24 protein-coding genes are annotated in these 23,216 nt (G+C 70.6%); 8 read left to right on the top strand and 16 right to left on the bottom strand.

The features are described 5' to 3' along the window. Together ACTIE5_RS25545 and ACTIE5_RS25540 are read left to right on the top strand one after the other, a co-directional pair. Window positions 1-597, top strand: a complete 597-nt coding sequence (locus ACTIE5_RS25545; protein ID WP_439552556.1) for a YdcF family protein — start codon at window positions 1-3, stop codon at window positions 595-597. Beyond that, window positions 594-1,325 (top strand): lysophospholipid acyltransferase family protein, encoded by a 732-nt coding sequence (locus tag ACTIE5_RS25540; RefSeq protein ID WP_439552555.1) that lies wholly within the window; start codon window positions 594-596, stop codon window positions 1,323-1,325. Before ACTIE5_RS25545 ends, ACTIE5_RS25540 begins: the two co-directional genes overlap by 4 nt. Window positions 1,326-1,583: 258 nt before the next feature. On the opposite strand, the gene ACTIE5_RS25535 is transcribed toward ACTIE5_RS25540, so the two are convergent. Then, complete coding sequence (locus ACTIE5_RS25535; protein ID WP_439552554.1) at window positions 1,584-2,138, bottom strand: gamma-glutamylcyclotransferase; 555 nt, start codon at window positions 2,136-2,138, stop codon at window positions 1,584-1,586. Window positions 2,139-2,241: 103 nt separating this feature from the next. On the opposite strand from ACTIE5_RS25535, the gene ACTIE5_RS25530 reads away from it, so the two are divergent. Next, a complete protein-coding gene (locus tag ACTIE5_RS25530; protein WP_439552553.1) occupies window positions 2,242-3,324 on the top strand; it encodes a DUF2125 domain-containing protein in 1,083 nt (360 codons plus the stop codon). Between the two features lie 3 nt (window positions 3,325-3,327). On the opposite strand, the gene ACTIE5_RS25525 is transcribed toward ACTIE5_RS25530, so the two are convergent. The 10 genes from ACTIE5_RS25525 to ACTIE5_RS25480 all read right to left on the bottom strand — a co-directional run bounded on the left by ACTIE5_RS25525 (window position 3,328) and on the right by ACTIE5_RS25480 (window position 11,877). Continuing rightward, window positions 3,328-4,809 (bottom strand): carboxypeptidase M32, encoded by a 1,482-nt coding sequence (locus ACTIE5_RS25525; protein ID WP_439552552.1) that lies wholly within the window; start codon window positions 4,807-4,809, stop codon window positions 3,328-3,330. 2 nt (window positions 4,810-4,811) lie between these two features. After that, on the bottom strand, window positions 4,812-5,492 hold the full coding sequence (locus ACTIE5_RS25520; RefSeq protein WP_439552551.1) for an SURF1 family protein: 681 nt from the start codon (window positions 5,490-5,492) through the stop codon (window positions 4,812-4,814). Between the two features lie 10 nt (window positions 5,493-5,502). Next, the gene (locus ACTIE5_RS25515) at window positions 5,503-5,823 is read right to left on the bottom strand and encodes a DUF983 domain-containing protein (RefSeq protein ID WP_439552550.1); all 321 of its coding nucleotides are present in this window, start codon (window positions 5,821-5,823) and stop codon (window positions 5,503-5,505) included. A 73-nt stretch (window positions 5,824-5,896) separates the two neighbouring features. After that, on the bottom strand, window positions 5,897-6,733 hold the full coding sequence (locus ACTIE5_RS25510) for a cytochrome c oxidase subunit 3 (protein ID WP_439552549.1): 837 nt from the start codon (window positions 6,731-6,733) through the stop codon (window positions 5,897-5,899). Window positions 6,734-6,910: 177 nt separating this feature from the next. After that, window positions 6,911-7,558 (bottom strand): cytochrome c oxidase assembly protein, encoded by a 648-nt coding sequence (locus ACTIE5_RS25505; RefSeq protein WP_439552548.1) that lies wholly within the window; start codon window positions 7,556-7,558, stop codon window positions 6,911-6,913. A gap of 25 nt (window positions 7,559-7,583) precedes the next feature. Then, a complete protein-coding gene (locus tag ACTIE5_RS25500; RefSeq protein WP_439552547.1) occupies window positions 7,584-7,712 on the bottom strand; it encodes a hypothetical protein in 129 nt (42 codons plus the stop codon). Beyond that, window positions 7,712-8,662 carry a heme o synthase gene (locus tag ACTIE5_RS25495; protein WP_439552546.1) on the bottom strand — a complete coding sequence of 317 codons (951 nt, stop codon included), beginning with the start codon at window positions 8,660-8,662 and terminating at the stop codon, window positions 7,712-7,714. Before ACTIE5_RS25495 ends, ACTIE5_RS25500 begins: the two co-directional genes overlap by 1 nt. Before the next feature lie 5 nt (window positions 8,663-8,667). After that, on the bottom strand, window positions 8,668-10,272 hold the full coding sequence (gene ctaD, locus ACTIE5_RS25490; RefSeq protein WP_439552545.1) for a cytochrome c oxidase subunit I: 1,605 nt from the start codon (window positions 10,270-10,272) through the stop codon (window positions 8,668-8,670). A 43-nt stretch (window positions 10,273-10,315) separates the two neighbouring features. After that, the gene (gene coxB / locus ACTIE5_RS25485) at window positions 10,316-11,188 is read right to left on the bottom strand and encodes a cytochrome c oxidase subunit II (protein WP_439552544.1); all 873 of its coding nucleotides are present in this window, start codon (window positions 11,186-11,188) and stop codon (window positions 10,316-10,318) included. Window positions 11,189-11,541: 353 nt separating this feature from the next. Continuing rightward, window positions 11,542-11,877, bottom strand: a complete 336-nt coding sequence (locus ACTIE5_RS25480; RefSeq protein ID WP_092962398.1) for an ArsR/SmtB family transcription factor — start codon at window positions 11,875-11,877, stop codon at window positions 11,542-11,544. Between the two features lie 200 nt (window positions 11,878-12,077). Here ACTIE5_RS25480 and ACTIE5_RS25475 point away from each other — a divergent pair, with 200 nt between their 5' ends. From ACTIE5_RS25475 to ACTIE5_RS25460, 4 genes are read left to right on the top strand one after another with little or no spacing between them, the layout of a single operon-like run. Beyond that, the gene (locus ACTIE5_RS25475; protein ID WP_439552543.1) at window positions 12,078-13,061 is read left to right on the top strand and encodes a metal ABC transporter solute-binding protein, Zn/Mn family; all 984 of its coding nucleotides are present in this window, start codon (window positions 12,078-12,080) and stop codon (window positions 13,059-13,061) included. Then, window positions 13,058-13,822, top strand: a complete 765-nt coding sequence (locus tag ACTIE5_RS25470) for a metal ABC transporter ATP-binding protein (protein WP_439552542.1) — start codon at window positions 13,058-13,060, stop codon at window positions 13,820-13,822. Before ACTIE5_RS25475 ends, ACTIE5_RS25470 begins: the two co-directional genes overlap by 4 nt. A 10-nt stretch (window positions 13,823-13,832) precedes the next feature. Beyond that, the gene (locus ACTIE5_RS25465) at window positions 13,833-15,128 is read left to right on the top strand and encodes a metal ABC transporter permease (protein ID WP_439552541.1); all 1,296 of its coding nucleotides are present in this window, start codon (window positions 13,833-13,835) and stop codon (window positions 15,126-15,128) included. After that, entirely contained in the window at window positions 15,125-16,051 is a 927-nt protein-coding gene (locus tag ACTIE5_RS25460; protein WP_439552540.1) for a metal ABC transporter permease, read from the top strand. Before ACTIE5_RS25465 ends, ACTIE5_RS25460 begins: the two co-directional genes overlap by 4 nt. 151 nt (window positions 16,052-16,202) lie before the next feature. On the opposite strand, the gene ACTIE5_RS25455 is transcribed toward ACTIE5_RS25460, so the two are convergent. The 5 genes from ACTIE5_RS25455 to ACTIE5_RS25435 form a co-directional block, all read right to left on the bottom strand. Continuing rightward, window positions 16,203-16,895: a class I SAM-dependent methyltransferase gene (locus ACTIE5_RS25455; protein WP_439552539.1), complete on the bottom strand. Its 693-nt coding sequence runs from the start codon at window positions 16,893-16,895 to the stop codon at window positions 16,203-16,205. 91 nt (window positions 16,896-16,986) lie between these two features. Further along, the gene (locus ACTIE5_RS25450; protein ID WP_439552538.1) at window positions 16,987-17,880 is read right to left on the bottom strand and encodes a DMT family transporter; all 894 of its coding nucleotides are present in this window, start codon (window positions 17,878-17,880) and stop codon (window positions 16,987-16,989) included. A gap of 97 nt (window positions 17,881-17,977) precedes the next feature. After that, window positions 17,978-18,517, bottom strand: a complete 540-nt coding sequence (gene moaB / locus ACTIE5_RS25445; RefSeq protein WP_439552537.1) for a molybdenum cofactor biosynthesis protein B — start codon at window positions 18,515-18,517, stop codon at window positions 17,978-17,980. Window positions 18,518-18,564: 47 nt separating this feature from the next. After that, a complete protein-coding gene (locus tag ACTIE5_RS25440; protein ID WP_439552536.1) occupies window positions 18,565-20,109 on the bottom strand; it encodes a transglycosylase SLT domain-containing protein in 1,545 nt (514 codons plus the stop codon). A gap of 412 nt (window positions 20,110-20,521) precedes the next feature. Further along, on the bottom strand, window positions 20,522-21,340 hold the full coding sequence (locus ACTIE5_RS25435) for a uracil-DNA glycosylase (RefSeq protein WP_439552535.1): 819 nt from the start codon (window positions 21,338-21,340) through the stop codon (window positions 20,522-20,524). A gap of 126 nt (window positions 21,341-21,466) precedes the next feature. Here ACTIE5_RS25435 and ACTIE5_RS25430 point away from each other — a divergent pair, with 126 nt between their 5' ends. Continuing rightward, entirely contained in the window at window positions 21,467-23,113 is a 1,647-nt protein-coding gene (locus ACTIE5_RS25430) for an electron transfer flavoprotein-ubiquinone oxidoreductase (protein ID WP_439552534.1), read from the top strand. Window positions 23,114-23,216 lie beyond the last annotated feature (103 nt).

Genomic DNA, 23,216 nt, shown 5'->3' with positions numbered 1-23,216 from the left:
ATGCGACGGCTTCTGATCGCACTCGGCATCGCGGGGCTGCTGGGCCTGGCGGTGGCAGCGGGCTTCGCGGCCTTCCTGGCCGCCGCGCGCGGGGGCCCAGCCCCGGATGCCCCCCCGGCGGAGGCCATCATCGTGCTGACCGGCGGTGCCGAACGGGTGGAGACCGCGTTGCGGCTGTTGGATGCCGGGGCGGCGCCGATCCTGCTGGTGTCCGGCGCCCATCCCGCGCTGACGGTACCCGAACTGGCGCGCGTGCATGGCCGCGCTCCCGGCAGCCTGGCCGGGCGGGTGGTGCTGGGCCATGCGGCGGCGACCACGATCGGCAATGCGGCGGAAGCGGCCGCCTTCGCTCAGGCGCGGGGCATCCGGTCCGTGCGGCTGGTGACGGCGGCCTACCACATGCCGCGCGCGATGCTGGAATTCCGCCGCGCCTTGCCCGGCGTGGCGCTGCATCCGCACCCCGTCCGGCCGGCTTCCTTCGCCCACCTGCCCCGCGCGCGCCGATGGGCCCTGCTGTTCGGCGAGTTTGTGAAGTATGGGACGGCGGCCGCCGGCCTTACCCGCTACCTGCCGGCCAGGGAGTCCGCCAGACGATGAGATCCTTCCCCGTGCTGTGGCTGCGGTCGCTGCTGTTCAACATCCTGTTCTTCGGCATCACCATCGTCATGGTGCTGGTGGCGATCCCGACGCTGTTCATGTCGCGCGAAGCCGCCATGCGCACCGCCAATACCTGGGCCTGGCTGATCATCCAGGCGCTGCGCTTCGTGGTGGGGGTGAAGATCGACATCCGCGGCTGGGACCGCATCCCGCCCGGCGGCGTGGTGATCGCGGCCAAGCACCAATCGGCCTTCGACACCATCGTCTGGCTCGGCCTGCTCAAGCAGCCCGCCTATGTGATGAAGAAGGAACTGCTCAGCATCCCCCTCTATGGCCATTACGCGCGCCGGGCGGGGATGATCCCGGTGGACCGCGAGGGCGGCGGGCCGGCGCTGCGCGCCATGCTGCGCGCCGCCACCCAGTCGGTGGAGGAAGGCCGCCAGGTCGTGATCTTCCCCGAGGGGACGAGGACCGCGGTGGGGGATCGTGTGCCCTACCAGCCCGGCGTCGTCGCCATCGCCGCCGCCACGGGCGTGGGCGTGGTGCCGGTGGCCACCGATAGCGGCCGCGTCTGGGGCCGCCGCGCCTTCATGAAGTATCCCGGCACCATCCGCATCTCCGTTCTGCCGCCCCTGCCGCCCGGTCTGAACCGCGCGAAACTGCTGACGGCACTGGAGGAGCAAATCGAGACGGAGACGGATCGATTGATGGCGGAACCGCAGGGATAAGCCTGTGGATAAGTCTGTGGGTTTTCCACTCGTGCCCAGCCGCAGCCTCGGGGCCCAAGTGCCTGTCTCGGGCCGGTATTTTGCACCGCATCATTGCCGTGCGCTTCAGAAGCTTGCGCCGGCACCGAATCAAGTCATTGATTTGCAAATAGAATTTTCGCGCAACGACATGCGTGATCACGGCATGAATTCACAGGTCGTCCACCAACCCAAGGTTGAATCGGCTACACGTGCGCGCGGTGGATGAAAGCAGCCCGCTCAGGGCTCGGGCAGCAGCGCCGCAATCCGCGCCAGGCCGGCATCGCGCACGCCCATCGCCTCCAGATGGTTCAATGTGTTGAGCAGATAGTCCCGGTTGGAGCCCATCCGCCCGACGCTGCGCGCGATGGTCGCCGCCGCCTGTTCCGGCGCCAGGCTGGGCACATAGAGGCGGCAGGCCCGGTTCGCGACATAGGTCACGGCGGGCACCGTCGTCCCCATCGGGAGCCCCTCCGGAACCCCCTGCCCCTCCCCTGCCAGCCGCACCGGCAGGACGCGGCGGTGATAGACCACCTCCGCCCCATCCGGCAGTTCCCGGTCATCGAGGTAGCGCAGCACCGCCGCCGCGTTGGCGCCCGGCACCCGAAAGGCCACGCCGCGGCAGGCGCCGCCGCGATCGAGCCCCAGCACCAGGCCCGGAGCCTCCGGCGTGCCGCGATAATGATGGGACCAGAGGCAGAAGCGCCGGTGGAACCCCTGCAGCAGCGCGGGCTGGCTGCCGGCATGGTCGAAACCCGGCCGCCAGATCAGCGATCCATAGGCGAAGACCCACATATGTCCGCATGCCGCCAGCGGCGGCACCAATTGCGGATCGGCGGGGGGGAGGGCGGATGAGGTCTGCACGGGGGGCCGGGGGCGGGCTATACCCCTCCGCGTGATGGAAATGAAGACGCCCGGCCGCCGAAGGCCCCTCGCGCCCCGTATCGCCCTGGGCGTGCTGGTGGCGGTGGTGGCGCTGGGGGCGGGCCATGCCCTGCTGTGGCGCGCCATGGCGACGGAGATCGAGCAGGGCTTCGCCACCTGGGTCCAGGTCCGCCGCGCCCAGGGTTGGCGCGTGGACCATGCGCCGCCGGTGCGGGCGGGCTACCCGCTCTCCGCCGCGCTGATCCTGCCGAACCTGCGGATCGAGGGCGGCGACGCCACCCTGCCCGGCGGCTTCATGTTGCAGGCCGAACGGGCGGAGCTGCGCGTCACCCTGCCGCGGCTGGACCGGCTGCGGGTGGAGATGCCGGGCGCACAGCGGCTGCGGATCGGCGATGACGAATACCGCTTCGCCGCGGATACGCTGGTGGCGCTGATGCCGCTGGAAGCCGGCACGCCACCGCGCGGTGGTGACGTGCTGGCGGAACGGCTGCGCCTGTCCACGCCCGCCGGCCCGATGGCGGTGGGCAGCGCGCGCATCACGCTCGACACCTCCTCCACCGCGACGGAGGGCGAGGCGGCGCTGGACGTGACCGTGGCGGCGGAAGATATCGACCTGCCGGCCGCGCCGGGCGGCCGCGCCGCCGCCTTCGGCCGCCGCATCGCGGCGCTGGGCGCGGAAATGGCGCTGAGCGGCCCCGTCCCCCCCGGCCGCTTCCCCGTGGTGCGGGCGGAACGCTGGCGGGATGCGGGCGGCACGCTGGAGGTGAAGAGCCTGTCGCTGCGCTGGGGGCCCGTCGGCGCCACCGCCGCCGCGACCATCGCGCTGGATGAGGGGCTGCAGCCCATGGGGGCAGGGTCGCTCCGCCTGACCGGCGCGGCCGATGCGCTGGATGCGCTGGCGGAAGCGGGGCTCGTCGGCCGCCGCGCCGCCGCGACCGCCCGCGCGATCCTGCCGCTGATGAGCCGCCCCAACGCCGCCGGCCAGCCGGAGGTGGAGGTGCCGCTGACGATCGAGGACCGGACGCTGGCCCTGGCGCGCATCCCGGTTCTGCGCTTCGACGCCCTGGCCTGGCCGGCGGCCGACCGGGAACGCTGAACCTCAAGCCAGGTAGCGGGCCGTCAGATGGGCGGTGAAGTCGGCGGGATCGAGCGGCTTGCCCGTGGCGTGGCGCAGCAGGTCCTGGAAGCCAAGCCTGGCGCCTTGCGCATGCACCGCCTGGCCCAGCCAGCGCATCATCGGGCCCATGTCGCCCTGGGCCAGTTGCGCATCAAGCTCCGGCTCCGCCCGCCGCAGCGCCGCCATCAGCTGCGCGGCCGCCATGGCGCCCAGCGTGTAGCTGGGGAAGTAGCCGAAGGCGCCGTCATGCCAGTGGATGTCCTGCAGGCAGCCCCGGGCATCATCCGGGGGCGTGATGCCAAGCAGCCGGTGCAGCCCCTCATTCCAGGCCGTCGGCAAATCCGCGACCTCCAGCCCGCCCTCGATCATCGCGCGTTCCAGCCGGAAGCGGAGGATGACATGCGCGGGGTAGGTCATCTCATCCGCGTCCACCCGGATGAAGCCGCGTTCCACCCGGCGCCAGAGTTTTCCGAGGTTCGCGGCGGCATAGGGGGCGGGGTCGCCGCCGAAGGTCTCGTGCAGGCGGCCGCCCAGGAACCGGAGGAAGGCGTCGGAACGGCTGGCCTGCATCTCCACGATCAGGGATTGCGATTCATGCGCGGCCATCCCCGCGGCCTCCCCCACCGGTTGGCGGGCATGGGCAGCGGGCAGGCCACGTTCGTACATCGCGTGGCCGGTCTCATGCAGCACGCCGAGCAGCGCCTTGGCGACGTTGTCCTCGTCGTAGAAGGTCGTGATGCGGATATCGGCGGGGTTGCCGCCGCAGAAGGGGTGGAGGCTTTCGTCCAGCCGGGCATGGGCGAAATCCAGCCCGACCGTGGCCGCCATCGCCGCGCACAGCTCCCGCTGCTTCGCCACCGGGAAGGGGCCGGCCAGCGGCATGGCTGGGCCGCGCGCGGCCTGGATGGCCTCCGCGCGGGGCAGCGCCTCGGCCAGCCAGGCCTCATAGGCCGCGAAGACGGGGGCGACATCGGCCGCCGTGACGCCGGGCTGGTAGCCATCCATCAGCGCGTCATAGGGCGAAAGGCCCAGCGCGCCGCCATAGGCCTGCGCTTCCTCCCGCGCCAGGCGCACGACCTCCTCCAGCAGCGGCAGGACCTTGGCAAAATCGGCGTCCCGCTTCGCGACCCGCCAGACCTTCTCGCAGTTCGAATTGGCCCGCGCGATCGCCTCCACCAGGCTGGTCGGCAGGGCGGTGGCGCGGCGATGGGCGTGGCGCATCAGGCGGAGGTTGGCGCCCTCCCACTCCCCTTCCGCCGTCGCGGCGGCCAGGTCTTCCGCGACCTCCGGCGCCACCAGCAAATCGTGCCGGATGCCGGCGAGCGCCGCGAGTTGTTCGCCCCGCGCCGCTCCGCCCCCCGGCGGCATCATGGCGGAGGCGTCCCAGGACAGGATCCCCGCGGCTTCCCCGATGGCGCCGATGCGGCCGAAGCGGGCGGTCAGGCGGGCATAGGCGTCGTTCATGCTCAGGCGGGCTCCTTCAGCCGGCGGCGCAGCCAGACGGCGAAGACGCCGAGCAGCGACAACGCCAGGCCGTACCAGGTGACGGCATAGCCGAGATGGCTGTTGGTGGGGCGCGGCAGGGTGCGCGCGGGGTCCGGCAGCGCGCCGCCCGGGCCACCGAGTGCCACCAGCCCGAAGGGCTCCGGCGCCGGCAGGCCGAGGCTGCGGGCGATCAGGGGCGGGTCGAAGGTGTAGAAGCGGCGGCCGGCCGGGTCATCGGTGGCGGAGAGCATGCCCGCCGTCTCCCCGGGCCGGGCATAGGCCTCGATCGTCACGGGGCCGGCCGGGCGGGCGATGGTGCCGGATTTGTCCATCGGCACCCAGCCGCGATCCACCAGCACCGGCGGCGCGCCATCCCGCAGCAGGGGCGTGACCAGGCGCGCGCCAAGGATGGGGCCGCGGACCTCGAGGCCCAGCAGCACCTCCCGTTCATGATCGAATCGGCCTGTGGCGGCGACCTTGGTCCAGGAAGGTGGCGCGGCGGCGCCGAGGGGACGGGCGGGTGCGGCCTCCCCGGCCGCGATCTCCGCCAGCAGGGCGTTCTTGGCGCCGAGGCGCTGGACCTGCCAGGTGCCGAGTCCGAGGAGGACGGCCAGCACGGGCAGCATGACGAGGAGGGGGAGGAGAATCCGGCGCGCTTGCATGCGCGGTGTTCTACACGCCCTCGCCCCGCCTGTGGCGCCATTGCAGCCAGATCAGCGCCGCCTTGGCGCTGCGCATCATCACAACGGCGGCGGGGATCAGCAGCGCGGGCCAGAGCACGGCATGGACCCAGAGCGGGGGGGAGAGGCGGAATTCCACCAGGAAGGCGCCGATCATGGCCAGCGCGCCCAGCACGAAGATGCCGAGCACCGCCGGCCCATCGCCCGAATCCTGGCCGGAGAGGTCGAGCCCGCAGGCGGTGCAGGTGGGGGCCACGTCCAGCAGGCCCTTGAACAGCCGCCCCTCCCCGCATCGCGGGCAGCGGCAGGCCAATGCGGCCTTCCAGAACGGAGCGACCCCGCCCGTGGGAACGGGCGGGGTCGTTTGTTGGGTCATCGTGACCGGCTCAGTGGTGGGCGATTTCGCCCGCGCCCCACCAGTAGATCACGACGAAGAGGAACAGCCACACCACGTCCACGAAGTGCCAATACCAGGCCGCGGCCTCGAAGCCGAAATGCTTCTCCGGCGTGAAGTGGCCCTTGATGGCGCGCACCAGGCAGACCGCCAGGAAGATGGTGCCGACCAGCACGTGGAAGCCGTGGAAGCCGGTGGCGAGGAAGAAGGTGGAGGGATAGACGCCGCCCGTGAAGGCGAAGGGGGCGATGGCGTATTCCCACACCTGGAAGAAGGTGAAGAACGCGCCCAGGAAGACCGTCAGCGACAGGCCGGTGATCAGGCCCTTGCGGTCCCCGCTCAGCAGCGAATGGTGTGCCCAGGTGACCGTGCAGCCGGACAGCAGCAGGATCATCGTGTTGAGCAGCGGCAGGTGGAAGGGGTCGAAGGTCAGGGTGCCCTGGGGCGGCCAGATGGCCTTCGCGGCGCCGGAGACGTGTTCCGGGTAGATCGCGAAGTGGAAGAAGGCCCAGAAGAAGGCCACGAAGAACATCACTTCCGACGCGATGAACAGCACCATGCCGTAGCGCAGGCCAAGGCGCACGACCGGGGAATGGATGCCCGGCGTCCGGCTTTCCTTCAGCACGTCGCGCCACCAGAAGAACATGGTGGCCAGCACGCCCAGCAGGCCGAGCGTGGCCAGCCAGTAGCTGCCGTAATGGCCGATGAAGACGATGCCGGTCACCAGCACGCCGGCGGCCAGGGCGCCGACCAGGGGCCAGGGCGACGGATCGACCAGGTGGTAGGGGTGCTTGTAGGGGCTGTGGCCCGTCTCGCTGGTGCTTGCCATCGCTCGTCCTGGTGGTCATTGGGGCGCCGGGGCGCCCGATCAAGTCTTCCGGGGCGCCCGCGCACCCCGGATATCGCGCTGCATCAATCCCCAAAAGCCCCGCCGGATCAAGGGTGGCGGCGGGTTTTCGGGTCCTGGGTGGGCGTCAATTCATGCGGCTGTTCAGGGTGTCCCCGTTCAGGGTGTGGCCGTCGGCGGTGCCGCCGGCGCCAGCCCGTCCCGCCGCCCGACATGCGGGCCGGCATTGGCCAACGCGCCGGACCGCTCCGCATCCGCCATGGTACGGAAAAAGGTATAACTGACCGTGATGGTGCGGATGTTCCGGGTGTTCGGGTCATCCGCGATCCGCGGGTCGATCCAGAAGGCCAGCGGCATGTCCACTTCCTGCCCGGGGGTCAGGGTCTGCTCCTCGAAGCAGAAGCAGGCGGTCTTGTGGAAGTAGCGGCCCACCGTCTCCGGCGTCACGTTGTAGGTGGAAACGCCTGTGGCAGGGCCCGTCCCGGTGTTGCGCGCGCGGTAGAAGGCGACGCCTTCCTCCCCCACATGCAGGGTCTGGCTGGCCTGCACCGCCTCGAACCGCCAGGGCAGGTTGGGCTGGGTGTTGGCGTTGAAGCGGATGGTGATGGTCTGCTGCCCGGCGCCAGGCGCCGGGCCGCCGCCGATCATCGGCGTGCCGCCGAAGCCGGTGACGCGGCAGAACAGTTCATAGAGCGGCACGGCCGCGAAGCTGACGCCCACCATGGTACCGACCATCGTGAAGGCGGCGATGGCCGTTCGGCGGTTGCGGCGGGCGAGGGTCTGTTGCCGGTCTGGTTCCATGCGCATCACCTGGGCTTGCCGCTGCTGCGTCTCAACCCTGCAGCAGGCGTGCGGTCGAGATGAAGTAGAACAGGATCACGAGGCCGACGAGCACGCCGAGGATCGCCCAGTTGCGGCCACGGCGCCGGCGCTCGAACTCCGCCTTTTCCTCAGGGGTCATCAGCCGAACACCAGCTTGTCCACGGCAAGCGCGCCGAGGAGGAGGAAGAGATACAGCAGGGAGAAGCTGAAGGTGCGGCGCGCGGCGGCGTCGTTCACCAGGCTGCGCCCCGTCTCATCCTGCTTCTCCCGCAGCGTGCGCACGGCATGCATCAGGAACATGCCGCCGAGCACGGCGGCGACCAGCGCGTAAGCCGGGCTGGAGAAGCCGACGAACCAGGGGGACATGCCGAGGGGTGCGAGGATGATGGTGTAGTAGAGGATCTGCCGGCGCGTTTCCTTCGCCCCCGACACCACCGGCAGCATGGGCACGCCCGCGCGGGCGTAGTCGCCATGGGCCCAGAGGCTGAGCGCCCAGAAATGCGGCGGCGTCCAGGCGAAGATGATGGCGAACAGCAGCCAGGGCACCAGCGTGACGTCGCCCGTGGCCGCGGCCCAGCCGATGATCGGCGGGAAGGCGCCGGCGGCGCCGCCGATGACGATGTTCTGGCTGGTCCGGCGCTTCAGCCACATGGTGTAGATGAAGACGTAGAACAGGATCGACACCGCCAGCCAGCCGGCCGCCACCAGGTTGGTGGCGAGCCCCATCAGGATGACGGAGGCGACGCCGAGGGTGATCCCGAAGCCGAGCGCGGCCTTGGGCTCGATCCGCCCGGCCGGGATGGGCCGGCGCGCCGTGCGGCGCATCAGCGCATCGATGTCGCGGTCGTACCACATGTTGATGGCGCCCGCGGCGCCCGCGGCGATCGCGATGCAGAGGATGGCCGTGAAGGCCAGCGCCGGCGGGATGGAGACCGGCGCCACCAGCAGGCCGACCAGGCCGCTGAAGACGACGAGGGACATGACGCGCGGCTTGAGCAGCGCGATCCAGTCCCGGACCTCGGAGATGTCGGCTCCGGATGTGGTGAAGGGGGCTTGCGCCCCCTTCGGCTCGATCGTTGCTCCGCTCATCACCGTTACCGGATGCGCGGGAGTTCGTCGAAGGTGTGGAACGGCGGCGGGGAGGAGACCTGCCACTCCAGCGTCGTCGCACCCTCGCCCCAGGGATTCGCGGCGGCCTTCGCGCCCTTCGTCAGCGTGTGCCAGAGCACGTAGAAGAAGAAGAGGAAGGCGGCGACGGAGATGTAGGACCCGATGGAGGCCACCAGGTTCCAGCCCCAGAAGGCGTCAGGATAGTCCGGGTAGCGGCGCGGCATGCCCTGGTTGCCCAGGAAGTGCATCGGGAAGAAGGTCAGGTTCACGCCGATGAACGTCAGCCAGAAGTGGATCTTGCCCAGCTTCTCGTCGTACTGGCGGCCCGACATCTTCCCCATCCAGTAGTAGATGCCGCAGTAGATGCCGTACACGGCGCCCAGCGACAGCACGTAGTGGAAGTGGCCGACCACGTAGTAGGTGTTGTGCAGGATCTGCGTGATGCCCGCATTGGCCAGCACCACGCCCGTCACGCCACCGACCGTGAAGAGGAAGATGAAGCCGATGGCGAAGAGCATCGGCGTGTTGAGCGTGAGGCTGCCGCCCCACATCGTCGCGATCCAGGAGAAGATCTTGATGCCGGTCGGCACGGCGATGACCATCGTCGCGGCCATGAAGTAGGCGCGCGTGTCGACGTCCATGCCCGAGGTGTACATGTGGTGCGCCCACACGATGAAGCCGACGACGCCGATCGCGACCATGGCGTAGGCCATGCCGAGGTAGCCGAAGATCGGCTTGCGGCTGAAGGTCGAGATCACGTGGCTGACGATGCCGAAGGCCGGCAGGATCATGATGTAGACTTCGGGGTGGCCGAAGAACCAGAAGAGGTGCTGGAACAGCACGGGGTCGCCGCCGCCGGCCGGGTCGAAGAAGGCCGTGCCGAAGTTGCGGTCCGTGATCAGCATGGTGATGGCGCCGGCCAGCACGGGCACGGCCAGCAGCAGCAGGAAGGCGGTGACCAGCATCGACCACACGAACAGCGGCATCTTGTGCAGGGTCATGCCCGGCGCGCGCATGTTGAAGATGGTGGTGATGAAGTTCGCCGCGCCGAGGATGGAGCTGGCGCCCGCCAGGTGCAGGCCGAACAGCGCCATGTCCATGGCCGGGCCGGACTGGTAGGTGTCATCCGACAGCGGCGGGTAGATGGTCCAGCCCGCGCCGGCGCCGCCGCCGATGAACAGGCTGCTGCCCAGCATCAGGAAGGCCGGCACCAGCAGCCAGAAGCTGATGTTGTTCATGCGCGGGAAGGCCATGTCCGGCGCGCCGATCATGATCGGCACGAACCAGTTGCCGAAGCCGCCGATCAGCGCGGGCATGATCACGAAGAACACCATGATCAGGCCGTGGGCGGAGACGTAGGCGTTCCACATCTGGCCATCGGCGAAGATCTGCATGCCGGGCTGCTGCAGTTCCATGCGCATCAGCAGCGACAGGCCGATGCCGACGATCGCGGCGATCAGCGAGAAGCCGATGTAGAGCGTGCCGATATCCTTGTGGTTGGTGGAGAACAGCCACCGGTTCACGAAGGAGGGCGTGTGGTCGTGGTTGTCGTGTGAACCGTGGGGGGCGTCGTGTGCCGCGGTCGCCATCTGGGGGTGTGTCCGCTTCTCGTGTTGGCTCTGGAGCCCCGCCTTACCGGCGGGCCTCCGCGACATTCAGGGAGGCCGGGGCCCCGGCGTTCAGGGTGGGGGCCACAGGGGCCCCGGCAAGGGCCGGCACCGGGCCGGGCGGCAGGCCTTCGGCGAAGCGGGTCTTCGCCTGCTCGGCCCAGGCGGTGAACTCGGCGGCCGGCACGGCGCGGACCACGATCGGCATGAACCAGTGGTTCACGCCGCAGATCTGGTTGCACTGGCCGTAGAAGGTGCCGGGGCGGTCGGCGCGCATCCAGGTCTCCATCGTCCGGCCCGGGATCGTGTACTTCTGCACGCCGAGGGAGGGGACGAAGAAGCTGTGGATGACGTCCTGGCCGGTCGTCAGGATGCGGACCGTGGCGCCGACCGGAATGACCAGCGGGTTGTCCACATCGAGGTTGCGGATCTGGCCGGGCTGCAGGTCGGCGGTCTGGACCGGGTAGCTGTCGAAGGTGAAGTTGCCGTTGTCGGGGTAGCCGTAGTGCCAATACCACTGGCGGCCCTGCACGTTGATCGTCAGGTCGGCGTCGATCGCGCGGTCCTGGTAGTAGATCAGGCGGAAGGACGGGATGGCGATCACCACCAGGATCAGCACCGGGATCACCGTCCAGGCCACTTCCAGCAGCGTGTTGTGGCTGGTGCGGGACGGGTTCGGGTTCACATCGGCCCGGAACTTCACCACCACATAGACCAGCAGCAGGAAGACGAAGATCGTGATCGCCACGATGATCCAGAAGACCAGCGTGTTGAAGGACGAGATCGCGTCCTTGATCGGCCCGCCGGAAGGCTGGAGGCCCATGCCCCAGGGCTGCGGCGCGCCGACCATGCCGCCACCGGCGGCCTGGGCCAGCGCATCGCCGCCAGCGATCATCATCGCCAGCAACGCCCATGCGAGGGTGGCCAGACGGCCCCCTGCGAACCCTCGAAACGCACTGATCACGTGCCGCATCCTGTCGTCCCGTAGGCGCGCGGGGCGCGCCCGAATTCCGCTCCCCAACCACCGGGCGACCCGCCCGCCGGTGGCCGTGCTGAAGACCCGTCCTCCCCATGAGGGGGGAGGGTCGCCGCGGCGCGACCATAGTTGTCGCTGCCGCACCGCACAAGTGAGCCCTCTGGTCGTCATCGCAAGATGACGGCACCGACTGTCATGCTGGAAAGGTTAAGGAATTGGCCACATCGCGGCTGGCGGCCACCCTCCGGGGGGCTGCCGCCACCGCCCCTGGCCGGTCAGGCGCCGGGGGCCTGCTCGGCCTCCGCCTCCCCTTCCGCCACATGGTCCAGCATGTCCGTCAGCATGGACCGGATGTGGCTGTCCCCCACCACATAGAAGACCTGCCGGCCCCGCCGTTCCGCCTGCAGCAGCCTGGCCGCGCGCAGCAGGCGCAGGTGGTGGGAGACGAGGGAGGCCGAGATGCCGAGCCCATCCGCCATGTCGCCGACGGAGACCGGCGCATCGAGGCAGGCCAGGATGATCCGCAGCCGGGTCGGGTCGCTCATCATCTGGAACATCTCGGCCAGTTCGACGACCTGGTCTTCGGGAATGCGCGCGCCGCGAACCGCCATGCCTGTTCTGGACCCCCGTGACGCGGTTGCCCCGCGTGTTCCAACCGTCGCGCCGACCCGCCCATGCCCCGGAGGGCCGAAACGTAAACCCACGCTTGACGGCAGCGTGCCGTCATTCCATGTGGATGACAACGCCAAGTTATTGAAAAAACTTGGATATGTGAAGAACTGAACAGCCCAAGACATCAACAGGAGTACACGTGAACACACGTTCATACGTGGCCGCAAGCCGCCGCACCCTGTTGGCCGCCGCGATCGGCGCCGCCACGCCCCTCCCCGCCCTGGCACAGGCCGCGCCCCGCGCGCCGCGCAACGTGCTCGCCACCGTCGCCATGGTGGGCGATGTGGTGCGGGAGATCTCGGGCGGCCGCATCCGGGCGGAGACGCTGATCGGCGAAGGCGTCGACCCCCACCTGTTCCGCCCGACGCGCGCCGACATTGCCCGCCTGCTTTCCGCCGATGTCGTCTTCGCCAGCGGCCACCGCCTGGAAGGGCGCATGGGCGATGTGCTCGACCGCGTGCGCGCGGCGGGCAAGCCCGTGATCATGATCGCGGAAAGCATCCCGCGGGACCGGCTGCGGGCCAATCCGGACTACCCCGATTCCGCCGACCCGCATGTCTGGATGGATCCGTCCCTGTGGTCGGAGGCCTCGGTCGCGGCGGCCGAGGCGCTGGGCCGCCTGGCGCCCGACCTGCGGGAGACCTTCGCGGATAATCTGGCAAAGTTCCGGGAGAGGCTGGCGCGGCTCGACGCCTATGCCCGCGACTCGATGGCGACCGTGCCCGCCAATGCCCGCCTCCTCGTCACCGCGCATGACGCCTTCGCCTATTTCGGCGCCCGCTACGGGCTGGAGGTCGAGAGCATCCAGGGCCTGTCCACGGAAGCCGAGGCGAACCTCGCCGCGATCGAGGCGCTGGTCCGCAAGCTGGTGGATCGCCGCGTCCCCGCCGTCTTCGCCGAAACCTCCGTGCCCGATCGCGCCGTCCGCGCGTTGATCGAGGGCGCGGGCGCGCGCGGGCAGCGGGTGGCGCTGGGCGGCAACCTCTTCTCCGACGCCATGGGCAAGGCCGGCACCTATGAGGGGACCTATGAGGGCATGATCGACCACAATGTCACGATCATCGCGCGCGCGCTGGGCGGCCAGGCGCCGGCGCGCGGGCTGAACGGGCGGTTGGCGGCATGAGCATCGCGCCGCCGCTATCGGTCAGCCACCTGACCGTCGCCTATGGCGAAAGGCCGGCGGTCTGGGACGTGACCTGGAACGCGCCCACGGGGCTGACCGCCATCGTCGGGCCGAATGGCGCGGGGAAATCGACCCTCCTCAAGGCGACGCTCGGCCTGGTGCCGGCCCTGTCGGGAGAGGTCCGCTTCTTCGGCCGGCCGCTGGAGGAGGTGCGCGACCGGATCGGCTACCTGCCGCAGCGCGCCAGCGTGGACTGGGACTTCCCGGCCACCGCGCTCGATGTCGTGTGCATGGCGCGCTACCCGCGGATGCGCTGGTGGGGCCCGGTGCCGCGCAAGCACCGGGAGGCCGCGCGCGCGGCCCTCGCCCAGGTGGGGATGGAAGGCTTCGCGGAACGGCAGATCGGCAAGCTCTCCGGCGGGCAGCAGCAGCGCGTCTTCCTGGCCCGCGCCCTCGCCCAGGATGCCGACCTCGTGCTGATGGACGAGCCTTTCGCCGCGGTGGATGCGGCGACGGAACAGGCCATCGTCACCGTGCTGCGGGATCTGGTGGCGAAGGGCCGCCACGTGGTGGCGGTGCACCACGACCTCGGCACCGTGCCCGACTATTTCTCGAATGTCCTGCTCATCAACGCGCGGGTCTTCGCGGCCGGGCCGGTGGGGGAGGCCTTCACCAACGCCAATATCGGCGCGACCTATGGCGCGCGCCTGGCGCTGCTGGACCAGGCGAGCGTCCGGGCGGCGGAGGCAAAAGCCCTGTGAGGCACACGGGATGATTGCCTACAACACCGCCGTCGTCCTGCTGGGCTGCGCGCTGCTGGGGCTCGCGGCCGGGACCGTCGGCACCTTCTCCCTGCTGCGGGGCCGGGCGCTGGTGGCCGATGCGGTGGGGCATGCGGCGCTGCCCGGCGTCGCCATCGCGGCGCTGATCGTGGCCACGCTGGGCGGCGATCCGCGCTCCCTCCCCCCGCTGCTGGCGGGTGCCGCAACGGCGGGCGTGCTCGGCGTGCTGGCCGTGCAGGCGCTGGCGCGCACGGGCCGGATCCGGGAGGACGCGGCCATCGCCATCGTCCTCTCCTCCTTCTACGCGCTCGGCGTCGCGATCCTGTCCTGGCTGCAGACCCAGCCCGGGGCGGCGCAGGCGGGGCTGTCGAAATTCATCCTGGGCCAGGCGGCGGCGATGCGGGCGGAGGATGCCTGGGTCGCGGCCTCCGTCGCGGGCTTCTGCCTTCTGGTCTGCCTGGTGATGTTCCAGCGGCTGCGGGCCGTGTGCTTCGACCCGGATTTCTGCCGGATGCAGGGGCTGGGCGTGCAGAAGGTGGATCTGCTGCTGCTGGGGCTGCTGGTGCTGGTCTGCGTGGCCGGCTTGCAGGCGGTGGGGCTGATCCTGGTGGTGGCGCTGCTGGTGCTGCCGGCGGCGACCGCGCGGCTGCTCACCTTCCGCCTGCCGCGGATGCTGGCGATCTCCGCCGCGATCGGCGCGATCTGCGGGGCGGCGGGGGCCTGGGTCTCCGCGCTGCGGCCGGAAGTGCCGACAGGTGCCGCCGTGGTGCTGGCGCTGGCCGCGGTCTTCACCGTGGCGCTGCTGCTGGCGCCGGAACGGGGCCTGCTCGCGCAGGTCTACAGCCATCTCCGCCGGCGCCTGGCCGCCGATACCGAGCATTTCCTCCGCGCGGCGTGGGAAGCGCAGGAGATCGCGGGCGCCAGCCCCGGCACGGCGGGCGACCGCTGGGCGCCGATCGGCGCGGTGGCCGCGGCGCGGGGCTGGCGGATCGGGCGGGCGCGGCGGCTGGCCTTCTGGCTGGCGCAGCGCGGCCTGGTCGCCCGCGCCGATGGCCATGTGCACCTGACGCCCCGCGGCGCCGCCGCCGCCCGCCGGGCCGTGCGCGCCCATCGCGCGGTGGAGCATCACCTGCTAGCGGCGGGCGCGACCGACATCGCCTCCGCCGACCGCCTGGCGGATCTGGTGGAGCACGGCCTGCCGCCGGAGATGGCGGCCAGGCTGCTGCCGGAGCCCTCCGCCCTGCCGGCCAGCCCGCATCAATTGGGGGAGAGGCGCCGGCCATGACGATCCGGGATTTCCTCATGCTGGACCTGCCGCCCTTGCTGGCGGCGCTGATGGCGGGGGCGACGTGCGGGCTGCTTGGCAGTTTCCTCGTGCTGCGGCGGGAATCGCTGGTGGGGGATGCGCTGTCCCATGCCGTGCTGCCGGGCATCGTGCTGGGCTTCGCCATCACCGGCGCGCGCAGCGGCTTGCCGATGCTGATCGGCGCCATGGCGGCGGGGCTGCTGGCGGTGGTGCTGATTTCCGTGGTGCAGCGGGCGGCGCGACTCGATCCCGGGGCCGCCATCGGGGCGATCTTCACCACCTTCTTCGCCATCGGCCTGGTGCTGATGGAGACGACGGGCGCGCGGAGCGTCGATCTCGACCTGGATTGCGTGCTGTTCGGCCAGCTGGAGACGCTGGTCTGGGCGCAGGCGGAGGGCCTGCATTCCCTGGTCGATCCGGTGGCGCTGGAGGGTCTGCCCCGGCAGCTCGGCCTGCTGGCCGGCGTGGGGCTGGTCGTGGCGGTGGTGGTGGCGGCGCTGTGGCGGCCGCTGAAGCTGATCTGCTTCGACCCCGGCTATGCCGCGGCGATCGGCATGCCGTCGCGCGTGCTGGAATTCGGCTTGGCGCTGCTGGTGGCGGCGGCGGCGGTGGCGGCCTTCGAGTCGGTCGGCTCCATCCTGGTGGTGGCGATGCTGGTCTGCCCGGCGGCGGCGCTGCGGCTGATGACGGACCGCTATGGCGCGCAGGTGCTGGGCGGGGCGGCGCTGGGGGCGGCGCTGGGGGGTGTCGGCTATGCGCTGGCCGGGCCGGTGCCGGCGGCGCTCGGCCTCGACATTTCCCTCAATGCCGCGGGCGTCATCGGCACGCTGGGCGGCGTGATGGTGGCCGTCGCGGCGCTGGTGCGGGCGGGAGTCCGGCGCGCGCGCGTGGTCACGGCTTAAGGCGGGGGAACGCTGTTCCCCCGCACCCCCATGCCAAGGGCCCCCTCCTTGAAGATTTGGGGGCCCTTGGAACCCAGGCCATTGAAGACGGTCCAGGGCCGGTTCGGCCCTGGCGGATGGGGTATGGGGAAGGCAGCGCCTTCCCCATCAACTATGCCGCCGCAGCGAGTGCGCCCATCGGCTGGTTCCGCACGCTCACCAGCGTGAACAGCCCCGCCGGCTGGCAGGGCTCCATCATGTCCACCTGCACCATCGCCGGGTCCAGCAGGTCCCGCAGCGCGAAGTCAGGGTGCCAGCCCAGCAGGCGGGACAGCGGCGCCATGGCGCGTTCCACCCACCAGCGGGGCCCGTTCTCCGCCGCGAAATGGTTCACGAACAGCAGGTGCCCGCCCGGGCGGACCACGCGCGACATCTCCGCGAACAGATCCTTGGCGTTCGGCACGACGCTGGCCGTGAACATGGCCACTGCGATGTCGAAGGAGCCATCGGCGAAGGCCATGTGCTCCGCGTCCATCTCCGCCAGGCCGACGACATGGCCGAGCTTTTCCTCGCGGACCCGCTCGGCGGCCTTCTCCAGCATCTCCCGCGACAGGTCGACGCCGACCACGCGCTTGTCGCCGCGGTAGCGCGGCAGGGCGAGGCCTGTGCCGACGCCCACTTCGAGGACACGGGTGCCGGGCAGGCGGTTGACCTCGGCCACCGCGCGGCGGCGGCCATAGGCGGAGACCCCGCCGAAGACCGCGTCATAGACGCCCGCCCAGCGCCGATAGGCGTCCCGGACGCCGGCTGCGTCCAGCGCGGCGCGGGGATGGTCTCGGTCGGGAGCGTCGGTGCGGATGGTCATGCCTGGCCAGTCTGCGAATTGCACCCCGGGCTAGTCCCAACGGACCGTGTCGCGCAAGCCCGAAGATGCCGTGAAGGAGGTAAGCGAGCGTTCAAGACGATGAGCGCGGCTGTTTTGTGGCAGGTCCAGCGGCCCGGGACGGCATCGCGACCAGGATTCCCCCCGCCGCGATGATCCCCGCCCCCAGCAGGGTCCAGCCATCCGGCCAGTCCCCGAAGACCAGCACGCCGGCCAGCCCGGCCCAGACCAGCTGGGTGTAGGACATCGGCGCCAGCACGCTGGCCGGCGCGCGGGCGAAGGCCAGCACCAGCAGGCAATGCCCGATTCCCCCCAGCAGGCCGAGGGCGGCGAATAGCGGCCAGTCCCAGGCCTCGGGCTCCACCCAGACGAAGGGTTGCGCGAGTGCGGAGATGAAGGCCGCGGCGATGCCGGTGTGCAGGAAGGTGGTGTGCGGGTCGTCCAGCCCCGCCAGCTTGCGCGTCAGCAGCTGGTAGGCGGTATTGGCCGCCGCCGTCACCAGGGGCAGCAGCATGGCCCAGTGCAGGGGCTCCCCGGTCAGGAAGGGCGGGCGCAGCGCCACCAGCACGCCGGCCATGCCGAGTGCCACGCCCAGCCACTTCACCCGCCCGACCTGTTCCCCCAGCAGCAGGGCGGCCAGCGCCACGGTGAAGACCGGCGCCGCGAAGGACACCGCCGTGGCATCGGCGAGCGAGATGTGGATGAGCGACATCGAGAAGAAGAAATTCGCCACCGCCAGCGTGATGCTGCGCGCCACCTGCAGCCAGGGCGCCCGGCTGCGGAAGGGCAGCCGCCCCGTCATCAGCCGCACCGCGGCGAAGACCAGGATGGTGTGGAAGACGAAGCGCACGAACATCAGCTGCGGCACGGCATAGCGCGCCACCAGCAGCTTCAGCAGCGCATCCATGGCGACGAACAGGAAGAGTGCCGCGATCTGGATCAGCACGCCTTGCAGGGGGCGGGACATGCGGCCTCGGTCTGTCTGCGCCCATAGTGGCAGGCAGGCCCGCGCCGACCAACCGGGATGGTTGCGGGGCGGCCATGCGCCGCCCCCCTACCCCGCCTCAGGCTGCCTTCAGATGCTCCAGCAGCCGGGGCATCAGCTCCACCAGGTTGCAGGGGCGGTGGCGGCTGTCGAGCTGCCAGACCAGGATGTCGTCCCAGGCATCCTTGCAGGCCCCCGTGCTGCCCGGCAGCGCGAACAGGTAGGTGCCGCCCGCCACGCCGCCGATGGCGCGGGACTGGATCGTCGAGGTGCCGATCTTCTGGTAGCTGAGCATGCGGAACAGCTCCCCGAAGCCGGTGATCTCCTTCTCCAGCACCCGGGCGAAGGCTTCCGGCGTCACGTCCCGCCCGGTGATGCCGGTGCCGCCGGTCGTGATCACGCAATCCACCGCGGGGTCGGCGATCCAGCGGCGCAGCACCGACTCGATCAGCCCGGCATCGTCCTTCACGATCTCCCGCGCCGCCAGGACATGGCCCGCGGCGGCGATGCGCCCGGCCAGCGTCTCCCCGCTCCGGTCGCTCGCCAGGTCGCGCGTGTCCGACACGGTCAGCACCGCGATGTTCACCGGCAGGAATTTTTTCGAAGAATCGATCGGCATGGCACCACCCGTCGCTGATAGCCCCCCGCCGGAGCGGGGGGCGTCGTTCAGCGCGGTGTTAGCATGGCGGCGACCGCCTGGGTGTCCTGGAACTGGGGGAACCGCCCCGTGGCCAGCGCATCGAGGCTGGGTGAAGGCAGCCCGAGCCGTGCCGCATAGATCCAGGAATAGGCGAGCACGCGCTGCACGAATTGCCGCGTCTCCCCCACCGGGATGCTCTCGATGAACAGGAAGGGGTCGTCCCGGTGGCGGATGGCCGGCAGCCAGCGGCCGAGATTGCCCGGACCCGCATTGTAGGAGGCCAGCAGCCGGATCAGGTCGCCGTTCACATTCTCGCTGCGGGCCAGGTAGTGGACATAGCGCTGCCCCACTTCCAGCGAGAAGCCAGGATCATGCAGGCGGGCGATATTGGCCCCCCGCAGGCTGCTGTCCCCGGTCACGTAGCTGGCCGTGGCCGGCATGATCTGCAGCAGCCCCCGGGCCCCGGCCGGCGATACCGCGCGCGGGTCGAAATTCGATTCCTGGCGGGCCAGCGCATAGAGCAGCGCCGGGTCCACGCGGAAGCCGAGCATCGGCTCCAGCCGCGGCAGGGGGAAGCGCGCGAAGTCGCGCGGCCTGCCATCCGCGGTCTGGGACAGCGCGGCCAGCTGAGCCGCCAGATCCGTCATGCCCGCCTGCGACGCCAGCAGCAGCATGGCCCGCAGCACGCCCGCATTGCCCTGCACCCGGGGCCAGAGGGCGCGCATCTCCGCCTCCGCCCTGTCCTGCTGCCCGATCTGCAGCAGGGCGAGGGCGCGCCAGCCGGCGGCGCTTTCGGCCACCGCGGCGCCCTCGCCTTCCCCGGCCACTTCGCGTTCCCAGGCGAAGCCCATGGGCAGGCCGAGCGCGCGTCGCGCGACCATGCCGTAGAAGGTCCGCGGTTCCTGCGCGGCCTGCATCATCCAGGGCACATAGGCCTGCGGCCGCCGTGCCCTGACCGCCGCCCGCGCCGTCCAGAAGGCGGCGGCGGACCTGATGGCGGGGGATGCGATGTCCGACCGCGCCGCATGTTCCAGATAGGCCAGCGCCACATCCGGCCGGTCCAGCGCCCAGGCCGCGAGGCCCGCGATGTAGCCCGGGAAGGCCGTGCCGGCGGAATTGCGCGCGGCTTCGGAGGCGATGCGGAAGGCGTCCTGGTCCCGCCCGGCCTGGAGCATCGCCTGCGCGACCTCCGCCCGCAGGATGGCGGCGTAGGGGGCGCTGGGCCGGGCGCGGGCGATCGCGGCCAGCGCGCCCGTGTCGTCGCCATTGCCGGCGCGGTCGCGCACGGTGCGGTCCAGGCTGGCGTTGCGGGTGATGGTGCGGGATGGCGGCTCCCGCTCCTCCGGCACCACTTCCGCGCCATCGGCCAGGACTTCCTGGGCCGGGGCGGGCGGCAGGGCCATGCCGCGCGGGGCACGCCGCACCAGCATCGCATGCACGCGGGGCGCATCCGGGTGGTCGGCGTAATCCGTCAGCCAGGCCAGGAGGTCCGGCAAGGGCGGTTCATGGCCGCGCAGCCACCGGTCGGCCAGCACATGGCCGACCAGGCGACGGTCATCCAGCCGCTCCATCTCGCGCGTCGCCAGCGCGATCTCGCCCCGGGACTGGAGCTCGAAAACACGTCGGAGGCGCGTCGCATCGGACGGCGCTAGGGGTTGCGGGAACCCGGCGACCCCGCCCTGCAAAGCAGGACGCGGGACGCTCATGGCGGTCTGGTCGGCCCGTTGCCCGAAAGCGGGGACCTGAGCCCCCGCAATCATCGTCGCCCCGACCAGGGCCGCCATCACGAAGCATCGTGACGCGGAAGCTGGGCGGTTTCGCCGGGCCATGGGGCAGATCGCTTGCATGGCCCGGAACCCCTAGCGGCGGGTTAAAGCCACTGGCAACCCCCGAATCAGGAACGAATCTCGGAATTTTGGACGGCTCGTTATGGAATCAGCGGCTTGCCGGACTTTCTTGCCGCGTTTTTTCTGCCGTTTTTCGTCACTGCGGCGCGGCATCACCATTAAGTGTCCGCCGCAGCAGCAGCAGGTCGGACCAGGCTTCCCGCTTGGCGGAGGGGGTGCGCAGCAGATAGGCGGGGTGCAGAGTGGCTAGCCCCGGCAGCGTGCCGGCGGGGGTTTCGACCTGGTGCCAGCGCCCGCGCAGCCGGGTGATGCCGTCCTTGGCCCGCAGCAGCGCCTTGGCCGATACGCCGCCCAGCAGCACCAGGTGGCGCGGCCGGACCATTTCGATGTGGCGCATCAGGAAGGGCAGGAACAGCGTGATCTCCCCATCCGTCGGCGTCCGGTTGCCCGGCGGCCGCCAGGGCAGGATGTTGGTCAGGTAGAAATTCTCGGCCCGGTTCAGCCCGATGCTGGCCAGCATCCGGTCCAGCAACTGGCCGGAGACGCCGACGAAGGGTTTCCCCAGCCGGTCCTCATCCGCGCCAGGCGCCTCCCCCACCATCATCAGGCCGGATTCCGCCACGCCGTCGCTGAAGACCAGGTTGGTCGCGGTGTCACGCAGCGGGCTGTCGACTTCCGCGATGGCGGCCTTCAGCCCGGCCAGATCCTGCGCGGCGGCGGCCAGGGCGGCAGCGGCGGCGGCCGGCGGGGGCACCATCGGCAGTAGCGACCTGGCGGCCGCCTTCACGGCGGGGGTGGCCAGCACCGGGGGCGCGTCCGGCTGGGGCATGGCCAGGGGCTGGGGGGCGCGCACGGCGAAGCGGTCGATCGGCGCTTCCTCCAGCGCCTCGTCCACCCCCCATTCCAGCTGCAGCCGCAGCGCGGCCAGCAGCTCCTCGCGATATCCTGCCTCCATGGGGGTCATATCGGCGCGGGGCGGGGTTCCGCGCAATGGCCTGCGACGCTATCTGCCAGGACAGCGCGCTTGCCCGGGCAAAGTCAGGCTCCCGGCAGGCATCGAGATGCCGGAAGGAACAGCGGAATGAGCGGGGATACCGAGCAGCGCGAGTCGATGGAGTTCGATGTGCTGGTGGTGGGCGGCGGCCCCGCCGGCCTCGCCGCCGCCATCCGCCTGAAGCAGCTGAGCCCCGATGCCACGGTCTGCGTGGTGGAGAAGGGCGGCGAGATCGGCGCCCATATCCTGTCGGGCGCCGTGCTGGAACCGCGGGCGCTGGACGAACTCATCCCGGATTGGCGCGACGACCCGCCGGCGATGGCCACCCCCGTCACCGATGACCGCTTCATGCTGCTGACGGAGACGAAGGGCTTCAAGCTGCCCACGCCGCCGCAGATGCACAACGAAGGCAACTACGTCGTCAGCCTCGGCAATGTCTGCCGCTGGCTGGGCGCGAAGGCGGAAGCGCTGGGCGTCGAGATCTATCCCGGTTTCGCGGCCTCCGACTCGATCATCGAGGATGGCCAGGTGCGCGGCGTCGTCGCCGGAATCATGGGCATCCAGCGCGACGGCACCAAGGGCCCCAGCTACCAGCCCGGCATGGAGCTCCGCGCCACCTACACGGTCTTCGCGGAGGGCTGCCGCGGGAGCCTCACGAAGCGCCTGTTCGAGACCTTCAACCTCCGCGCCGGCGTCGCGCCGCAGACCTTCGCGCTGGGGATGAAGGAGCTGTGGGAGATCCCGAAGGAGAAGCACACGCCGGGCCTGGTGTGGCATTCCACGGGCTGGCCGCTGCCATCGGACACCTATGGCGGCTCCTGGCTCTACATGCTGGGCGACAATCTGGTCAGCGTGGGCTTCGTGGTGGGGCTGGACTACCCGAACCCCTGGCTCTCGCCCTTCGATGAATTCCAGCGCTTCAAGACCCACCCCGCGGTGCGGGGGTTCCTGGAGGGCGGCAAGCGCATCAGCTACGGCGCCCGCGCCCTGAACGAGGGCGGCATCCAGGCCATCCCCAAGCTGGTCTTCCCCGGCGGCATGCTGGCGGGCGACACGGCCGGCTTCCTCAACGTGCCCAAGATCAAGGGCACGCACACCTCCATGAAGTCCGGCATGGTGGCGGCGGAGGCGATCGCCGCCGCGCTGGCAGGCGACCGCCCGGCGGTGCTCGACAGCTACGAAGCCGGCATCAAGGCGTCCTGGGTGTGGGAGGAGTTGCAGGGCGTCCGCAACATCCGCCCCGGCTTCGCGAAATACGGCTTCTGGGGCGGCATGGCGGCCGCGGCGCTGGATACCTACGTCTTCCGCGGCAAGGCGCCCTGGACCTGGGGCCACCATGCGGACCACGAGACGCTGAAGCCCGCCGCCGAGTCGCCGAAGATCGCCTACCCCAAGCCCGACGGCGTGCTGAGCTTCGACCGCCTCTCCTCCGTCTTCCTGTCCAACACCAACCATGAGGAAGACCAGCCCGCCCACCTGGTGCTGCGCGATCCCGCGCGCTGGAAGGGGACGAACTGGGACAAGTTCCGCAGCCCCGAAAGCCGCTACTGCCCCGCCGCGGTGTATGAGGCCGTGGGCAGCGAGGCCGGCAATGCCGAGGGCGAGATGCACCTGGTGATCAACGCCCAGAACTGCGTCCACTGCAAAACCTGCGACATCAAGGACCCGACTCAGAACATCGACTGGAAGACACCCGAAGGGGGCGGCGGGCCGAACTACATCGGCGGCATGTGAGGGTGATTCCAGGGAGGGCGCTGCCCTCCCTGACCCTCCCGCCAGGGGGGAGACCACCCTGGACCATCATCAATAAGCTCCCGGTCCAGGGTCCGGGGGGGAA

The organism is Falsiroseomonas sp., assembly GCF_051859025.1.
Lineage (GTDB): Bacteria > Pseudomonadota > Alphaproteobacteria > Acetobacterales > Acetobacteraceae > Falsiroseomonas.
This window is presented reverse-complemented; position numbering and strand designations above follow the sequence as displayed.

What these genes read in the sequence shown, in the direction of transcription:
- moaB (WP_439552537.1), bottom strand. Translation starts at nt 18,517, where the DNA reads ATGCCGATCGATTCTTCGAAAAAATTCCTGCCGGTGAACATCGCGGTG.
- ACTIE5_RS25465 (WP_439552541.1), top strand. Translation starts at nt 13,833, where the DNA reads ATGATTGCCTACAACACCGCCGTCGTCCTGCTGGGCTGCGCGCTGCTG.
- ACTIE5_RS25455 (WP_439552539.1), bottom strand. Translation starts at nt 16,895, where the DNA reads ATGACCATCCGCACCGACGCTCCCGACCGAGACCATCCCCGCGCCGCG.
- ACTIE5_RS25535 (WP_439552554.1), bottom strand. Translation starts at nt 2,138, where the DNA reads ATGTGGGTCTTCGCCTATGGATCGCTGATCTGGCGGCCGGGTTTCGAC.
- ACTIE5_RS25505 (WP_439552548.1), bottom strand. Translation starts at nt 7,558, where the DNA reads ATGCGCATGGAACCAGACCGGCAACAGACCCTCGCCCGCCGCAACCGC.
- ACTIE5_RS25480 (WP_092962398.1), bottom strand. Translation starts at nt 11,877, where the DNA reads ATGGCGGTTCGCGGCGCGCGCATTCCCGAAGACCAGGTCGTCGAACTG.
- ACTIE5_RS25435 (WP_439552535.1), bottom strand. Translation starts at nt 21,340, where the DNA reads ATGGAGGCAGGATATCGCGAGGAGCTGCTGGCCGCGCTGCGGCTGCAG.
- ACTIE5_RS25525 (WP_439552552.1), bottom strand. Translation starts at nt 4,809, where the DNA reads ATGAACGACGCCTATGCCCGCCTGACCGCCCGCTTCGGCCGCATCGGC.
- ACTIE5_RS25545 (WP_439552556.1), top strand. Translation starts at nt 1, where the DNA reads ATGCGACGGCTTCTGATCGCACTCGGCATCGCGGGGCTGCTGGGCCTG.
- ACTIE5_RS25500 (WP_439552547.1), bottom strand. Translation starts at nt 7,712, where the DNA reads ATGACCCCTGAGGAAAAGGCGGAGTTCGAGCGCCGGCGCCGTGGCCGC.
- ACTIE5_RS25430 (WP_439552534.1), top strand. Translation starts at nt 21,467, where the DNA reads ATGAGCGGGGATACCGAGCAGCGCGAGTCGATGGAGTTCGATGTGCTG.
- ACTIE5_RS25520 (WP_439552551.1), bottom strand. Translation starts at nt 5,492, where the DNA reads ATGCAAGCGCGCCGGATTCTCCTCCCCCTCCTCGTCATGCTGCCCGTG.
- ACTIE5_RS25460 (WP_439552540.1), top strand. Translation starts at nt 15,125, where the DNA reads ATGACGATCCGGGATTTCCTCATGCTGGACCTGCCGCCCTTGCTGGCG.
- coxB (WP_439552544.1), bottom strand. Translation starts at nt 11,188, where the DNA reads ATGATGATCGCTGGCGGCGATGCGCTGGCCCAGGCCGCCGGTGGCGGC.
- ctaD (WP_439552545.1), bottom strand. Translation starts at nt 10,272, where the DNA reads ATGGCGACCGCGGCACACGACGCCCCCCACGGTTCACACGACAACCAC.
- ACTIE5_RS25495 (WP_439552546.1), bottom strand. Translation starts at nt 8,662, where the DNA reads ATGAGCGGAGCAACGATCGAGCCGAAGGGGGCGCAAGCCCCCTTCACC.
- ACTIE5_RS25510 (WP_439552549.1), bottom strand. Translation starts at nt 6,733, where the DNA reads ATGGCAAGCACCAGCGAGACGGGCCACAGCCCCTACAAGCACCCCTAC.
- ACTIE5_RS25470 (WP_439552542.1), top strand. Translation starts at nt 13,058, where the DNA reads ATGAGCATCGCGCCGCCGCTATCGGTCAGCCACCTGACCGTCGCCTAT.
- ACTIE5_RS25440 (WP_439552536.1), bottom strand. Translation starts at nt 20,109, where the DNA reads ATGGAGCGGCTGGATGACCGTCGCCTGGTCGGCCATGTGCTGGCCGAC.
- ACTIE5_RS25540 (WP_439552555.1), top strand. Translation starts at nt 594, where the DNA reads ATGAGATCCTTCCCCGTGCTGTGGCTGCGGTCGCTGCTGTTCAACATC.
- ACTIE5_RS25450 (WP_439552538.1), bottom strand. Translation starts at nt 17,880, where the DNA reads ATGTCCCGCCCCCTGCAAGGCGTGCTGATCCAGATCGCGGCACTCTTC.
- ACTIE5_RS25530 (WP_439552553.1), top strand. Translation starts at nt 2,242, where the DNA reads ATGGAAATGAAGACGCCCGGCCGCCGAAGGCCCCTCGCGCCCCGTATC.